This is a genomic window from Ferrovibrio sp. GW821-FHT12D07 (genome assembly GCF_058807275.1).
The window spans coordinates 249,662-263,109 of the sequence record NZ_JBXAQN010000002.1 but is presented as its reverse complement, the minus strand read 5'-3'; the positions used below and the strand labels follow the sequence as shown (position 1 = coordinate 263,109).

At 62.9% G+C, this 13,448-nt stretch carries 17 protein-coding genes; 10 read left to right on the top strand and 7 right to left on the bottom strand.

Annotated features, from left to right (window positions below):
- Positions 1 to 8 precede the first annotated feature (8 nt).
- From AC1RRE_RS13100 to AC1RRE_RS13085, 4 genes are all read left to right on the top strand, one after another.
- Positions 9 to 512 (top strand): tripartite tricarboxylate transporter TctB family protein, encoded by a 504-nt coding sequence (locus AC1RRE_RS13100; protein WP_492981630.1) that lies wholly within the window; start codon positions 9 to 11, stop codon positions 510 to 512.
- A 17-nt stretch (positions 513 to 529) separates the two neighbouring features.
- Complete coding sequence (locus tag AC1RRE_RS13095; protein WP_492981629.1) at positions 530 to 2,041, top strand: tripartite tricarboxylate transporter permease; 1,512 nt, start codon at positions 530 to 532, stop codon at positions 2,039 to 2,041.
- 52 nt (positions 2,042 to 2,093) lie between these two features.
- Positions 2,094 to 2,552 carry a GlcG/HbpS family heme-binding protein gene (locus tag AC1RRE_RS13090; protein WP_492981628.1) on the top strand — a complete coding sequence of 153 codons (459 nt, stop codon included), beginning with the start codon at positions 2,094 to 2,096 and terminating at the stop codon, positions 2,550 to 2,552.
- A gap of 179 nt (positions 2,553 to 2,731) precedes the next feature.
- Positions 2,732 to 3,274, top strand: a complete 543-nt coding sequence (locus AC1RRE_RS13085) for a PRC-barrel domain-containing protein (RefSeq protein ID WP_492981627.1) — start codon at positions 2,732 to 2,734, stop codon at positions 3,272 to 3,274.
- Positions 3,275 to 3,343: 69 nt separating this feature from the next.
- On the opposite strand, the gene AC1RRE_RS13080 is transcribed toward AC1RRE_RS13085, so the two are convergent.
- Genes AC1RRE_RS13080 through AC1RRE_RS13070 form a run of 3 tightly spaced genes read right to left on the bottom strand, consistent with a single transcriptional unit; the run spans position 3,344 to position 5,567 of the window.
- Positions 3,344 to 3,901 (bottom strand): hypothetical protein, encoded by a 558-nt coding sequence (locus AC1RRE_RS13080; RefSeq protein ID WP_492981626.1) that lies wholly within the window; start codon positions 3,899 to 3,901, stop codon positions 3,344 to 3,346.
- Entirely contained in the window at positions 3,898 to 4,239 is a 342-nt protein-coding gene (locus AC1RRE_RS13075) for a rod-binding protein (protein ID WP_492981625.1), read from the bottom strand. Before AC1RRE_RS13075 ends, AC1RRE_RS13080 begins: the two co-directional genes overlap by 4 nt.
- Positions 4,239 to 5,567: a flagellar basal body P-ring protein FlgI gene (locus tag AC1RRE_RS13070; protein WP_492981624.1), complete on the bottom strand. Its 1,329-nt coding sequence runs from the start codon at positions 5,565 to 5,567 to the stop codon at positions 4,239 to 4,241. The genes AC1RRE_RS13075 and AC1RRE_RS13070 overlap by 1 nt, the downstream gene beginning before the upstream one ends.
- Positions 5,568 to 5,762: 195 nt before the next feature.
- On the opposite strand from AC1RRE_RS13070, the gene AC1RRE_RS13065 reads away from it, so the two are divergent.
- Together AC1RRE_RS13065 and dksA are read left to right on the top strand one after the other, a co-directional pair.
- A complete protein-coding gene (locus AC1RRE_RS13065) occupies positions 5,763 to 6,194 on the top strand; it encodes a flagellar assembly protein FliX (RefSeq protein ID WP_492981623.1) in 432 nt (143 codons plus the stop codon).
- Between the two features lie 161 nt (positions 6,195 to 6,355).
- Positions 6,356 to 6,775 carry an RNA polymerase-binding protein DksA gene (dksA, locus tag AC1RRE_RS13060; RefSeq protein WP_492981622.1) on the top strand — a complete coding sequence of 140 codons (420 nt, stop codon included), beginning with the start codon at positions 6,356 to 6,358 and terminating at the stop codon, positions 6,773 to 6,775.
- Positions 6,776 to 6,933: 158 nt separating this feature from the next.
- Here dksA and flgH read toward each other — a convergent pair whose 3' ends face one another.
- Genes flgH through flgF form a run of 4 tightly spaced genes read right to left on the bottom strand, consistent with a single transcriptional unit; the run spans position 6,934 to position 10,077 of the window.
- Positions 6,934 to 7,707 (bottom strand): flagellar basal body L-ring protein FlgH, encoded by a 774-nt coding sequence (gene flgH / locus AC1RRE_RS13055; RefSeq protein WP_492981621.1) that lies wholly within the window; start codon positions 7,705 to 7,707, stop codon positions 6,934 to 6,936.
- 29 nt (positions 7,708 to 7,736) lie between these two features.
- Positions 7,737 to 8,507 (bottom strand): flagellar basal body P-ring formation chaperone FlgA, encoded by a 771-nt coding sequence (gene flgA, locus AC1RRE_RS13050; protein ID WP_492981620.1) that lies wholly within the window; start codon positions 8,505 to 8,507, stop codon positions 7,737 to 7,739.
- A gap of 28 nt (positions 8,508 to 8,535) precedes the next feature.
- Positions 8,536 to 9,321 (bottom strand): flagellar basal-body rod protein FlgG, encoded by a 786-nt coding sequence (flgG, locus tag AC1RRE_RS13045; protein WP_492981619.1) that lies wholly within the window; start codon positions 9,319 to 9,321, stop codon positions 8,536 to 8,538.
- Positions 9,322 to 9,348: 27 nt separating this feature from the next.
- The gene (flgF, locus tag AC1RRE_RS13040) at positions 9,349 to 10,077 is read right to left on the bottom strand and encodes a flagellar basal-body rod protein FlgF (protein ID WP_492981618.1); all 729 of its coding nucleotides are present in this window, start codon (positions 10,075 to 10,077) and stop codon (positions 9,349 to 9,351) included.
- A gap of 258 nt (positions 10,078 to 10,335) precedes the next feature.
- On the opposite strand from flgF, the gene AC1RRE_RS13035 reads away from it, so the two are divergent.
- From AC1RRE_RS13035 to AC1RRE_RS13020, 4 genes are read left to right on the top strand one after another with little or no spacing between them, the layout of a single operon-like run.
- On the top strand, positions 10,336 to 10,827 hold the full coding sequence (locus AC1RRE_RS13035) for a flagellar basal body-associated FliL family protein (RefSeq protein ID WP_492981617.1): 492 nt from the start codon (positions 10,336 to 10,338) through the stop codon (positions 10,825 to 10,827).
- Positions 10,828 to 10,842: 15 nt separating this feature from the next.
- Entirely contained in the window at positions 10,843 to 11,871 is a 1,029-nt protein-coding gene (gene fliM, locus AC1RRE_RS13030) for a flagellar motor switch protein FliM (protein WP_492981616.1), read from the top strand.
- Positions 11,871 to 12,425 carry a DUF6468 domain-containing protein gene (locus AC1RRE_RS13025; protein WP_492981615.1) on the top strand — a complete coding sequence of 185 codons (555 nt, stop codon included), beginning with the start codon at positions 11,871 to 11,873 and terminating at the stop codon, positions 12,423 to 12,425. Before fliM ends, AC1RRE_RS13025 begins: the two co-directional genes overlap by 1 nt.
- Positions 12,422 to 13,321 (top strand): MotE family protein, encoded by a 900-nt coding sequence (locus AC1RRE_RS13020; protein WP_492981614.1) that lies wholly within the window; start codon positions 12,422 to 12,424, stop codon positions 13,319 to 13,321. The genes AC1RRE_RS13025 and AC1RRE_RS13020 overlap by 4 nt, the downstream gene beginning before the upstream one ends.
- Positions 13,322 to 13,448 lie beyond the last annotated feature (127 nt).

Here is a 13,448-nt window from a genome sequence, read left to right as displayed (position 1 = left end):
GGGTCGTTATGGCGGATTTACAGGAAGACAGCGGCCCGGCGCTGGTCTCCAAACGCAATGTCGCGCTGGCCGTCAGCACTATTCTGTTGATTGTCGGCATCATCCTGGCGATCACCAATTACCGCCTTGGCATCCGCTGGGCCTCCGATGGGCCGCAGTCGGGGTATTTTCCCTTCGGCATGTCCATTCTGCTCTGTATCGCCAGTGTGATCGGTCTGGTCGATGCCTGGCGCATGGATCGCGACAAGGCCTTCGTGCATCGCGCCGAGTTCGGCCGTGTCCTGCGCGTCCTGCTGCCGACGCTGCTGTTCGTCGTGGTGGCGCTCACCATGGGCATCTATCTGGCAGCGGCGCTGTTCATCTTCGGCTTCATGACTGTCATCGGCCATAGCCGCGTCGTAACCAGCGTCACCGTGGCGGTGGTGTTCTCCGCCATTCTGTTCTGGGTGTTTGAAATCCAGTTTCTGGTTCCGCTGCCGAAGGGGCCGATTGAAGCCCTGTTCGGCTATTAAGAGCGAGCAGTCCTGACATGGAAGCGTTGTCGTCGTTGATGGGCGGATTTGCGGTGCTGCTGACATGGCAGCATCTGATCCTGATGCTGGTCGGTATCGTGCTGGGGATTTTCGTCGGCGTGCTGCCCGGTCTTGGTGGCCCTAATGGGGTGGCAATCCTGCTGCCGCTGACCTTCACGATGGATCCCACCTCGGCCATCATCATGCTGTCCTGCCTCTATTGGGGCGCATTGTTTGGCGGCGCGATCACCTCGATCCTGTTCAACATCCCGGGCGAGGCCTGGTCGGTGGCGACCACGTTTGACGGTTATCCGCTGGCACAGCAGGGGCGCGCGGGCGAGGCGCTGACCAGCGCCTTTACCGGTTCCTTCTTCGGCTCCTTCGTGGCCGTACTGCTGATCACCTTCCTGGCGCCGCTGGTGGCTGACTTCGCGCTGAAATTCGGCCCGCGTGAATTCTTCGCCGTCTATCTGCTTACCTTCTGCAGCTTCATCGGTCTGGGCAAGGAAGCGCGCTACAAAATCCTGATCTCCATGCTGATCGGTTTCCTGCTGGCGGCGGTTGGCCTCGACACCATCAGCGGCGAGCTGCGTATGACCTATGGGTCAGACGAGTTGCTGCGCGGCTTTGATTTCCTGGTAGCCGTGATCGGGCTGTTCGGTCTCAGCGAAATCTTTGTCACCATGGAAGAGCGGCTGGCTTTCAAGGGCAAGGACGCCAAACTCAACATCGCGGTGGTCTGGAATACCTGGAAGCAGTTGCCGCGCTACTGGCTCACCCTGATCCGCAGTGCCGCCGTCGGCTGCTGGCTCGGCGTCACGCCCGGCGGCGCGATTGCGGCTTCCTTCATGGGCTATGGCCTGGCCAAGCGCTTCGCCAAGGACAAGGACTCATTTGGTACCGGCCGCATCGAAGGTGTGCTGGCGCCGGAGACCGCAGCCCATGCCTCGGGCACCTCGGCATTGCTGCCGATGCTGGCGCTGGGCATTCCGGGTTCGGGTACAGCCGCGATCCTGCTCGGCGGCCTGATGGTCTGGGGCCTGCAGCCCGGGCCGCTGCTCTTCGTCGAGCAGAAGGATTTCGTCTGGGGCCTGATCGCCAGCATGTATCTGGGCAATCTGGTCGGTCTGGCGGTGGTGCTGGCGACGGTGCCGTTCTTCGCTGCCGTGCTGCGCATTCCGTTTTCGACCATCGCGCCGATTGTGATCGTGCTGTGTGCGGTCGGCGCCTACAGCGTCAACAATGCCGCCTTCGACATTCTGGTCATGCTGGTCTTCGGCATCGTCGGCTATGTGTTCAAGAAGCTGGATTATCCGATGGCACCGCTGGTGCTGGCGCTGGTGCTGGGCGATCGCGCCGAGGATGCCTTCCGGCAGAGCATGATCGGCGCGCGCGGCGATGTGCTCACCTTCTGGGGTGCGCCGCTGGTCGGCACCATCACCACGCTGGCGATCGTGCTGCTGCTCTGGCCGCTGTGGAGCAACCTGATTGCCGCGTTGACCCAGCGGCGCTCGCACCGTGCTGCATAACGGGGCTGCGTAACTGGGCCACGTGAACTGAGAATCCCGAGAGAGAACAGCAATGTCCGACGCACAGACCAGCAAGACCGTGCTCAGCCTTTCAGCGGCGCAAAAGATCGTGGAAACGGCACTGGCGCAGGCCCGCAAGGCCAATCTGAAACCGCTGGCCATTGCGGTCATGGATGATCGCGGCGCGCTCAAGGCTTTTGTAGCGCAGGACGGCACCAGCCTGAAGCGGGGCGAAGTGGCGCAGGGCAAGGCCTATGGGGCGATTGCACTGGGGCTTGGGTCGCGCTCGCTGTTCAAGCGCGCCAAGGAGCAGCCGTATTTTATCGCCGCCGTCACGCATGCTGTCGGTGGTGCGCTGGTCCCGGTGCCGGGCGGCGTGCTGATCCGCGATGTTGCGGGCAACACCATTGGCGGGGTCGGCATTTCCGGTGACACGTCGGAAAATGACGAGGCCGCAGCCTCGGCAGGTATTGTCGCCGCCGGCTTCGAGCCTGATCCCGGCAGCGACTGACTCTCTTCCGATATTAAAGCGATGCGCAGCTATGCCAGGCGAAAGCTTGGCTGTAGTTCACAGGATTGTCGCATCTTTATTGCCGCCGCGTTGTGCCTGCAACCCCATATGCATGTGAGCCGGTCGGGTGAACCAGCCGGCGCACGCATATCGCGAAAATGAAAAATGTGGAGGAACCCATGAAGCGCATTCTTGCTACTGCTTCCGCCATGGCATTCGCCCTTGCGGTTCCCGGACTTGTGATGGCGCAGCAGGACAAGGCCCCGATGGGCAGTGAAACCACGCGCCCCGCTGCATCCGATACCATGGCACCTATCCCTGGCACCGGCACGGCCGAGGTGAAGGGCAACAAGCTGATCGGCGCTGATGTGAAGAACAGCGCGAACGAGAAGATCGGCGATGTGAATGAAGTGCTGGTCACGACGGACGGCAAAGTGAATGCCGTGATTGTTTCGGTCGGCGGTTTCCTCGGCCTGGGCGACCGCAAGGTCGTGATGCCCTGGGAACAGCTGCGCTTCAGCAGTGAAGGCAGCGAGCTGATCGTGATGACCAATGCCACGAAGGAGTCCCTGAAGTCGATGCCGGAATATCAGGACCCGGCCCGGGCCTCTTCGCAGCAGCCCGCCCGTGTGCCCACCGGTGGTGCCGGCAGCGGCAGTCTGGGTGGCGGTGGTCTGGACAATTCCCGTCCGATGCGTCCGGCTCCGGCGCCGACGGACTAAATCAGCCTGCATAAGAAAATCCCCGTCCGGCATGGCCGGACGGGGAAGGTTGTACTGGCGGGGGAAAGGTCAGCAGGTTTCGTTGTTGAACAGCGAGACAGCCTGACGGGCAGCATAATTGGCGGTGAGTGAGGTCATACTGCCGTTGCTGCCGTAACCGGTGCCGAGCTGGCTCTGCTTGGTGGCGCCGCGGATGACCGCATCCAGAAGCTTCTTGTTGGCGTCGCGCGCCGTGCGCACCACGATTTCGTTGCGATAGCCCACCTTCTGCATGTCTGCCAGCAGGTTTTCCAGTCGCTTGCGATCCGCTTCCGGCGCTTCGCGCAAGGCATCCGGATTTTGGGCCAGCACCTTCTGCTTTTCGCGCAGCAGGCCGCCGATCACGCGCTTCTGCTCCGTGCTGCGATCCAGATCCTCATAGGCGAAGCGTTCCAGCTTCGCCGTCTCTTCCTGCATGACATCCTTCAGCTGGATGATCAGGTCGCCAAGCTCGGTCAAGGTGGGAAGGATCACGCCTTCACCATAGTTGTCGACCGGGCGAGGTGCCGTACTGATGCCCATGCGCTGGGCGGCGCGATCACTCAAGGGCTGCTGGGGGCGTGATTGTGGGGGCAGTTTCTGGTTCATGACGGCTGGGCCTCCTGCAGTTTCAGCATCTGGGTATAGACCATGTCGGCGATGCCGACGCTGTGGCCCTTGGCCATCTGGCGGCCGTACTGGTCGTTCAGGAACGAGCGCCAGGTGGTTTCCGCACTGCCGCCGCCGGTCAGTTCATTGGTCTTCATGCCAGAGGTCATCACTTCGAACACCTGGTTCAGGAAGAAAGCCTCGAAGTCCTGTGCGGCCTTGCGGGCGCCGGCTTCGCCCTTGGGCGAGCTGGCGGCAGAGTCGCTGCGCATCCGGGCGGCGCGCGCATCCTCGATGGCGTAGTTGTTAATGGCGGGTGAGGCGGCGATAGCAGACATCACATCACCTGAATTTCGGCCTGCAGCGCGCCGGCGGCCTTGATGGCCTGCAGGATGGTGATCATGTCGCGCGGACCGACGCCCAGCGCATTCAGACCATCCACCAGTTCCTGCAGCGACACGCCACGCTTCAGGATGCCCATGCGGCGATCGGACTGATCGTCGACCTGGATGTCGGTGCGCGGCACCACCACCGTCTGCGCGCCGCCGCCGATCTGGCCGGGCACGGTGGGCGTGCCGGTGCCGGGCACAGCCTGGGTGATGGTGTCGAAGACGAAGTTGCCCAGCGCGTCCTTGACCGGCAGGCCATCGGGCCCGATGCGCGGCACCTGAACCAGGCCGGTTGCGGGCGAGCTGCCGGGCAGACCGGCAACGCCGACCGGGCCGGGGGCGAAGGGATTGGGCTGCGAGACCTGAGCGGTTTCGGTGATGCGAACTGTCAGGGTGCCCTGGGCGATCGCAACAGTGTCGATGCGCACGTTGGGGCCCATGACGATGGTGCCGGAGCGTTCGTCGATGATGACACGGGCCATCTGGTCGGTCTCGATCTGCAACTGCTCGATCTCGGTCATGAAGCCGATGATGTCGCGGCGGAAGCGATCCGGGATGTCGATATGCACGGTGGTCGGGTCCAGCGCGCGCGCGGTCGGCACGCCGGCCAGCGTCGAGACGGCCTGGCTGATGCGGCGGGCGGTGGTGAGGTCGGGGTTCTTCAGCGCCAGGCGCAGCACCGGCAGCGAGGCCAGCTCGAAGCCGACTTCGCGTTCAACAATGGCCCCATTGGCAATGCGGCCGGCGGTCGGCACACCGCGGGTGATCTGGGCGGCAGCGCCCTGGGCCTTGAAGCCGCTGACGGCGATGGCGCCTTGGGCCACACCGTAGACTTCGCCATCGGCGCCGAGCAGCGGGGTGACCAGCAGGGTGCCGCCCTGCAGGTTCTTGGCATCGCCCATGGTGGAGACGGTGACGTCGATGCGGCTGCCGTGGCGCGAGAAGGGCGGCAGCGAGGCGGTAACCATCACGGCGGCCAGATTGTTGGTGCGGAAGGAACTGGCATCACGGATGTTGACGCCGAAACGCTCCAGCATCGCGGCAAGGCTCTGCTTGGTGAAGGGGGCGTTGGTCAGGCTGTCGCCGGTGCCGTCGAGGCCGACCACCAGGCCGTAGCCGACCAGCATATTGTCGCGGATGCCTTCGAAGTCGGCGATGTCCTTAATGCGCGAGCCGGCCTGGGCCTGCAGGGGCAGGGCCAGCAGGATCAGGGCCAGGGCCAGCTGCATCAGGCGATGCAGGGCGGGGCGGGTCGTCTTGGCACCGAAGCGGATCATGTCGCGTCTTCCTTAACTCGGGTCGGTCGCAGGACCGGTTTCTCGTCCCTCATTATGCGATTGTCGTGCCAATGGTTAATTCATTGATTTCATTGAAATATGAGACCGTGTTGAGGTGCCGTGCGGCAAAAAATGCCGTCTTTACCCGGCCAGTCTTATCGGGCACCATGGCCGCAGCTAAGAGATTGCAATTCCATGAGCATCGATAAAGTCAAAGGCCCAGGCGGCGTAGCGCCGGGGAGCCCTAAGCGTACGACCGGTGGCGGTGCCGCCGGAGGCCCCAGCTTTGCCAGTTTCCTGAAGGGAACCGAGAAGGCGCCCGGCCAGGTGAGCCAAGCCGCCCCGGTGACAGCCCTGGATGCCATGCTGACCATCCAGGCGGTGGACGAGCAGGGCGGCGGCAAGCAGAACCGCGAACGCGCGGCTCGACGCGGCACGTCCCTGCTGGAAAAGCTTGATGAAATCAGGCACGGACTGCTGGAAGGTCGTATCCCGGCTGAGCGTCTGCAGTCGCTGGCACAGACGCTGCGCAGCGAAAAGATGATGGTCGAGGACCCCCGGCTGGCCGAGGTGATGGCCGAAATCGAACTCCGCTGTGAGGTCGAATTGGCCAAGCTGGGCCTGTGATCTAAATCGTCCGGACTCGGACGTTTCACAATTTTTTCAAGAAATCAAAGACTTCCGTCTTCCCCGACAGTCTTGCTCCGGGGCGGGCCGATTCATATACTCCGCGCGCCGCGGCCGGGGTCCCGGAGTCGCCGTGGCGACCTTGGGAGGGTCTCTATCACATGGGTATCCAATTGAAGGCGAATTACCGGCCGACCGAGAGTGAGACCTTCATGAACCCGCGCATGAAGGAATACTTCCGCCGCAAGCTGCTGGCCTGGAAGGATGAGATTCTGCGGGAGTCCAACCAGACGCTGCAGCATCTGCAGGAAGACACGGCGCAGGAACCTGACATCGCGGATCGTGCCTCGACCGAGACCGATCGCGCGCTGGAGCTGCGCACCCGTGACCGGCAACGCAAACTGATTTCCAAGATCGACGCTGCGATGAAGCGGATCGAGGACGGGTCCTACGGCTATTGTGAGGAGACCGGCGAGCCGATCTCGCTCAAGCGCCTGGAAGCGCGTCCGATCGCCACCCTGTCGATCGAGGCGCAGGAGCGTCACGAACGGCGTGAGCGCACCCATCGCGACGATCTCTGAGACGATTGCATCGTCCTGAAATACGAAAAGGCCGGTCTTCTGACCGGCCTTTTGCGTTTTGATACACCCCCTGGCGTTTTGCCGCGGTCCGCATCCTGCGATCCTGACGCACGTTCTGGCGCGCCCGAACTTCGGGCGAGGGCGACGGTCCCTTCCGATCAGAAGGGGAAGATGATGTCGTAAGCCTGCTGACCCCAACGTGCCTGCTGCACGTCGGTGAGCTGGCCGCGGCCGCCGTAGGAAATCCGCGCTTCCGCCATCTGGGTATGATTGACGGTGTTGGTCGCGGTGATGTCTTCCGGACGGACAATGCCCTGCACCAGCAGTTCACGTACTTCGTTGTTCACGCGGACTTCCTGGCGACCCTGCACGACTAGGTTGCCATTCGGCAGAACCTGAGTAACCAGCGCGGCAACATTCAGGTTGATCGTTTCCTGGCGATCGACCTGGCCCTGACCCTGCACCTGGGATTCAGAGTTGACGCCCACGGCTGCCGCCGGATCGATGCCGCGGAAAATCTTGTTGAGTGCACCGCCGGCGACCTCGGCACCGAGGAAGTTCGGGATGCCGGCGTCTTCGCTGTTCGACCGCGAGGTGCTGGTGTTGTTCCGCAGCGAGGCCTTTTCAGAGATATTGATCTTCACGGTCATGATGTCGCCCACCTTGGTGGCGCGCGGATCCTTGAAGAACTGGCGCGCACCCGGACGCCACAGCGAGTTGGCGTGGCGCGGCGTCACTTCCGGCGAGGGCATCGGCAGGCTGACCGGACGGTAATCGCGCTGTTCGGTCGGATTGTCGATCTTGCTCATCGCGGGCGCCTGACCGATATCGGCGAGGCGGCTGAGGTTGCCGCAGGCGCCCAGCGTCACGGCGAGACCGGCGACGGCGGCGATGCGCAGCGCAGAGGAGAGAGAGGTGTTGATCTTGGTCATGGCACTCGTCCTTTCGGGCGTAAGCGAATTCACTTGGAAGCGATGATGCGGGTCGTGGTGATGACCTGTACCTGGCCGGCACCGGTCACCGTGGCCTGCACGGTTTTCTTGCTCTGGATGTTCATGACCGGGATCACCTCACCGATGCTGCCGGCTTCCAGCGCACGGCCGGTGGTGGTGATGGTCATGCCCATCGTCTGGGCGGTCATGGTGACCATGGCGTTCTTGGAAATGGCTTCCGGCTTGCCGATATCGGCATTGCGGATCGGCATGCCGGCGGCCAGCGGACGGCGCGGGCTCTGACCGATCAGGTCGTCCAGGCGATCGATGTAGCCGGCGCCGTAGCGACCGGCGGGCACCCGCATCCACTCGATGTCGTTGCGGTCGATGGTCTGACCGGCATTGATGCGGTTCTTCAGCACCGGAATGGCTTCCACCGGCTGGGCGCGACCGCTGACCTTGATCGTCTCACCGCTGCCCTGCAGGCCGACGGCGGCATAGAAGCGACCGCTGCGGCCGTCGAACGAGAAACTGTCGACCTTCAGATGCGCCGGGCCGAAATCCGGAGCCTCGATCTCGTTGCCGTTGCCGTGGAAGCTGATCTCCACCGGCTGCCCGCCGTTGCGCTGCTGCACCAGGTCGGCGATCCGCTTGGCAATCTCGCGCTCGCCGATGATGCGGCCGGCGCCGGTTGCCACCGAAGCGACCTGGGTCTGCGCCGAGGCCGGCGAAGACATGACAGGGGTGGCGAGGGCGGCAACCGCGAAACCGGCGAGAAGAAGCGTGCGAAGCGAGGCCATGATGATCTCCAAACTCTTGGGTTAGCCGTTACCGCAGGCGACCGGCGGTCTGCAGCATTTCGTCCGAAGCAGTGATCACCTTGGAGTTCATCTCATAGGCGCGCTGCGCCGTGATGAGATTGGTGATTTCCTGCACCGGATTGACGTTCGAGGTTTCGACATAGCCCTGACGCAGCACACCGAAGCCGACGGCATTCGGGTTGCCGGTCGTCGCTTGGCCCGAGGCCGGGGTCTCGAGATAGAGGTTGTCGCCCGTGGCTTCGAGGCCGGCTTCATTGATGAAGGTGGAGAGCTGGATCTGACCCAGCTGCTGCGGCTGCGCCTGACCGGCGATGCGCGCTTCCACGATGCCGGTGGCATCGATGCTGACCGACAGCGCACCCTGCGGCACCGTGATGCCCGGCTGCAGCTGGTAGCCGTCGACCGTGACGATCTGGCCCTGGCCATCGACCTGGAACGAACCGTTACGGGTGTAGGCGGTCTCGCCCGAGGGCAGGGTGATCTGGAAGAAGCCCTTGCCGCTGATCGCGAGATCGTAGGGGTTGCCCGTCGTGGTCAGGTTGCCCTGCTCGTGAATACGGTAGACGCCGGCAGTGCGGACGCCGATACCGATCTGCACGCCGGTCGGGACGATGGTGTTGGCATCCGACGAGGTCGAGCCCGGGCGCCGCATGTTCTGATACAGCAGATCCTGGAACTCGGCGCGCTGGCGCTTGAACGCCGTCGTGCTCATGTTGGCGATGTTATTCGAGATGACTTCAACATTGAGCTGCTGAGCCATCATGCCGGTGGCACCGGTGCTGAGAGAACGCATGGTTAGGTCTCCTGGTCCTTAATCGGGTTAATTCGAGCGGCCGAGCCGCTGGATCGCCATCTTCTGGCGGTCGTGTTCACCATCGAGCAGGTTCTGCGCGCTCTGATACTGGCGCAGCAGTTCCATCATGTTGGTCATTTCGAGAATGGGTTCGACGTTGGATGCTTCCAGCATGCCCTGGATCAGGGTGCTGCCGGCGGCGGCGGCCTTGGGTTCCTGCGCGGTGGCGTAGAGGCCCTGCGAGGTCTTGCGCAGTTCCTGCTCGCTGTCGAAGGTCATCAGGTCGATCTTGGCGACCTGCTGCTGGCCGATATTGATGGTGCCGTCGGAGGTGATGGTCGGGGTGCCGCCCTGGGCATCCGGCGGCAGGATGATTTCGCGTTCACGGTTGTCGAGGACCGGATGGCCGCCGGCGGTCACCAGGCGGCGGTCGGCGTCGAGGCGCAGATGGCCGTCACGGGTGTAGCGGCGACCCTGGGGGGTATCGACGGTGAGGTAGCCGTTGCCGCTGATGGCGACATCGAAGGTGTTGCCGGTCTGCTCCAGCTTGCCGGCGCGGAAGTCGCGCAGCACGCCGAAGTCATTGACGAAGCTGCTCTTTTCCTTCTGGTTCGGGCCCTTGAGGTATTCCTCGAACATCACCCGCTCGCCCTTGTAGGCGTTCGAGTTCATGTTCGCCAGGTTGTTGGCGATGGCATCCATTTCCCGACGCATGGTCGAGAGACGGGAGAGGCCTATATAGGTCGCGTTTTCCATGGCACCAAACTTTCGGATAGTCGTTTGCTGCCCAGGGTATTGCAGGCAGCGTGCCAACCGATTTATTGGCGGAAAACCGGCGATAAATTTGGTAAATTCAGCCGATGGGCCATTTCTGACCTGTGCCGGCGGTGCGCGACCCGGCAAAAACTGCCGGGCGGTGATAAAGTATTAACGGTGGACCCTTACCAATGGCATTCGGAGTGAACCGGCCCAGGATCGTACTGGGGCCGGAGTCCGGGCCAGGGAAGTATGGGCATGAGTGACGAGACCGAAGGCGAAGTCGAAGGCGAAGGCGGAGCCCCAAAGAAGCGGGGCAAGCGCGCGATAGTCATTATCGCTGCTGTTGTCGGTCTGCTGGTCTTGGTTGGCGGCGGCGGTGCGGCCTATTTCTTCCTGTTTGCCAAGAAGCAGGAAGTCGAGGTCAAGCCTGAGCCCCCGAAGGTCACAGTATTCTATGACCTGCCTGATATTCTGGTGAACCTGAATTCCACCGGCCGGCAGGCCTCGTATCTGAAGCTGAAGGTGGCGCTGGAACACCAGGATCCGCTGTCGACGCCGAAGTTGAACGAACTGCTGCCCCGCGTGATCGACAACTTCCAGATCTACCTGCGCGAACTGCGCCCGGATGATCTGGTCGGTTCGGCCGGCCTGTACCGCCTGAAGGAAGAATTGCTGATTCGCGTGAATCAGGCGGTGGCACCGCTGAAGATCAACGACGTTCTGTTTAAAGAAATGCTGATCCAGTGACGAAGCGAGACAGTCATGGCGGATAATCCCGAAGACGGCGCAGAGTGGGCTGGCGGCGCAGGCGGCGATGACGGTGGCTCCACCCGAATCCTGAACCAGGACGAAATCGACAGTCTTCTTGGTTTTGACGCCAGCGTTGAAGAAGATGCCGACAAAGCCGGCATACGCGCCATCATCAACAGCGCGCTCGTCTCCTACGAGCGTCTGCCGATGCTGGAGGTGGTGTTCGATCGCCTCGTCCGACTGATGACGACCTCGCTGCGTAACTTCACGTCCGATAACGTGGAAGTCTCGCTCGACAACATCACGTCGATCCGTTTCGGCGATTACCTGAACTCGATCCCGCTGCCGGCCATCCTCAGCGTCTTCCGCGCGGTGGAGTGGGATAACTACGGCCTGCTGACCGTCGACAGCTCGCTCATCTATTCTATCGTCGACGTGCTGCTCGGCGGTCGCCGCGGCACCGCGGCGATGCGTATTGAAGGCCGTCCGTACACGACCATCGAGCGCAACCTCGTCGAGCGCATGGTCAACGTGGTGCTCGACGACATGCGCGCCGCCTTCGAGCCGCTGGCGCCGGTCAACTTCTCTTACGACCGTATCGAGACCAATCCGCGCTTCGCCACCATCGCCCGTCCGGCCAATGCGGCAATTCTTGCCCGCCTGCGCGTCGACATGGAAGATCGCGGTGGTCGCCTCGAACTGCTGCTGCCCTATGCCACGCTGGAGCCGGTTCGCGAACTGCTGCTGCAGATGTTCATGGGCGAAAAGTTCGGCCGTGACTCGATCTGGGAAAACCATTTGGCGACCGAACTGTGGTCGACGGATGTGGAAATCGAGGCGGTGCTGGACGAACAGGTCATGACGCTGGGCCAGGTGATGGCGCTGGAAGTCGGCAAAACCATCATGTTCAACGCCACGCCGGAATCGGTGGTGATGATGCGCTGCGGCGGCATTCCGATGGTGGAAGGCCGCATGGGTCGCATGGGCAACAATATTGCAGTCAAGATCGATCGGACTCTGAAGAGTCTCGGAGGTGTATGATGACACTGACCCTGATCGTTGAAATCGTCGTTGTCGTCCTGCTGGTCATCACGCTCAGCATCTCTCTGGTGCTCAATCGCCGTCTGGGCAACCTGCGTGCCAACCAGGATGAAATGCGCCGTCTGATCGGCGATTTCGACAAGGCGCTGTCCAAGGCGCGCCAGGGCATGGCGGAACTGAAGACCGCATCGGCTGCGGCCGACTCGTCGCATGAAGAGCGCATGAAGCAGGCCAAGACGCTGCGCGATGAACTTGGCTTCATGGTCGAGACGGCTGATCGTCTGGCCGATCGCCTGGCCGGCGAAGCCACCAGCACACGCAACGTGCGCCAGGAGCGCGCGCAGGATCGCAGCCAGGATCTGGGTGTTCTGCGCGATGGCGAAATGCTGGCCAGCAAGATCGTGCCGTCGAAGCCGCAGGCTCCGGTGACGCCGTTCCCGGCCAAGAAGCCGGTTGCGGCCGGTGCGCCGGCGGCAGGTGCCAAGGATTTCAAGATCGAACCGCGTTCGGAAGCCGAGCGTGAATTGCTGATGGCGCTGAGGCAGGCACGATGAGCGCAGCCGCGCGTCAGCCGGCTGCTGCAGCCCCGGGCCCCATCACCGGGCGACGGGCGCTGGCCAGTCGTGTGCGGATTCTGCCGCTGACCATCCTGGCTGTCGCTTTGCTGCTGGGCCTGAAGATCGGATCGCTGTGGCAGGGACGTGAGGAACTGTTCGTCACCGGTGCGGGCGCCCAGCAGGGTGGCCAGCCGACGCAACTGACGCCGCAATCTCAGTCTGCGCCGCAACAGCAGGCCCAGGCCCCGAACCAGACGCCTGCGATGCAGCCTCCCGCCGCACAGTCGCAGCCGCCCCAGTCGCCGTCTGCGCGGGTGTCGGGTGCGTCCTCCAGCCTGCAGTCGCTGGCTGATCGCGACCCCACGACATTCACACGCGCTGAAATCGAACTGCTGGCCAACCTGTCGCAGCGTCGTGAGCTGCTGGAACAGCGCGCGCGCGAGATCGATCTGCGTGAAAGCCTGCTGGGCGCCGCCGAGAAGCGGATTGATGACCGGCTGGGCGAGTTGAAGAAGCTGGAAGCCAGCATCAAGCAGATCGTGCAGCAGTACGACAAGCAGGAAGAGCAGAACCTGCAGGGCCTGGTGAAGGTCTACGAGAACATGAAGCCGAAAGACGCGGCCCGCATCTTCGAGAAGCTGGAGCCCAACATCCTGCTCGGCGTGGTCGAGCGGATGAAGGAAGCCAAGCTGGCGGCCGTTCTGGCCGACATGAGTCCGCAGACGGCGCAGGACCTGACGGTCCGCCTGGCAACCCGCAAACAGATTCCGCCCAGCGTGCGCAGCGGTGCCGAAAGCCAGCTGCAGGCCCCGGCGCCCGCCACGCCGTCTGCCGGATCGGCAGCACCCGCCGCGGCTGCCCCGGCAGCGCGTCGTCCGGGGGCGGGCGGCTGATTATGGTTAACTAGAGGTTAACCTCTTCTAGTTGTTGGGAAAACGCGACCTTGTCGGTTTCCCCCTACGTGTTAAAATCAAGCGGAATTTAAGTGCCGGTCCAGAACTGACTTGGTACCCATCATCA

Coding starts and splice junctions, on each gene's coding strand:
- flgG (WP_492981619.1), bottom strand. CDS start 9,321: ATGCGTTCTCTCAGCACCGGTGCCACCGGCATGATGGCTCAGCAGCTC.
- AC1RRE_RS13065 (WP_492981623.1), top strand. CDS start 5,763: ATGAGCATCGATAAAGTCAAAGGCCCAGGCGGCGTAGCGCCGGGGAGC.
- AC1RRE_RS13070 (WP_492981624.1), bottom strand. CDS start 5,567: ATGATCCGCTTCGGTGCCAAGACGACCCGCCCCGCCCTGCATCGCCTG.
- flgH (WP_492981621.1), bottom strand. CDS start 7,707: ATGACCAAGATCAACACCTCTCTCTCCTCTGCGCTGCGCATCGCCGCC.
- AC1RRE_RS13100 (WP_492981630.1), top strand. CDS start 9: ATGGCGGATTTACAGGAAGACAGCGGCCCGGCGCTGGTCTCCAAACGC.
- AC1RRE_RS13085 (WP_492981627.1), top strand. CDS start 2,732: ATGAAGCGCATTCTTGCTACTGCTTCCGCCATGGCATTCGCCCTTGCG.
- AC1RRE_RS13075 (WP_492981625.1), bottom strand. CDS start 4,239: ATGTCTGCTATCGCCGCCTCACCCGCCATTAACAACTACGCCATCGAG.
- AC1RRE_RS13035 (WP_492981617.1), top strand. CDS start 10,336: ATGAGTGACGAGACCGAAGGCGAAGTCGAAGGCGAAGGCGGAGCCCCA.
- AC1RRE_RS13080 (WP_492981626.1), bottom strand. CDS start 3,901: ATGAACCAGAAACTGCCCCCACAATCACGCCCCCAGCAGCCCTTGAGT.
- AC1RRE_RS13095 (WP_492981629.1), top strand. CDS start 530: ATGGAAGCGTTGTCGTCGTTGATGGGCGGATTTGCGGTGCTGCTGACA.
- flgA (WP_492981620.1), bottom strand. CDS start 8,507: ATGGCCTCGCTTCGCACGCTTCTTCTCGCCGGTTTCGCGGTTGCCGCC.
- AC1RRE_RS13090 (WP_492981628.1), top strand. CDS start 2,094: ATGTCCGACGCACAGACCAGCAAGACCGTGCTCAGCCTTTCAGCGGCG.
- flgF (WP_492981618.1), bottom strand. CDS start 10,077: ATGGAAAACGCGACCTATATAGGCCTCTCCCGTCTCTCGACCATGCGT.
- AC1RRE_RS13020 (WP_492981614.1), top strand. CDS start 12,422: ATGAGCGCAGCCGCGCGTCAGCCGGCTGCTGCAGCCCCGGGCCCCATC.
- AC1RRE_RS13025 (WP_492981615.1), top strand. CDS start 11,871: ATGACACTGACCCTGATCGTTGAAATCGTCGTTGTCGTCCTGCTGGTC.
- dksA (WP_492981622.1), top strand. CDS start 6,356: ATGGGTATCCAATTGAAGGCGAATTACCGGCCGACCGAGAGTGAGACC.
- fliM (WP_492981616.1), top strand. CDS start 10,843: ATGGCGGATAATCCCGAAGACGGCGCAGAGTGGGCTGGCGGCGCAGGC.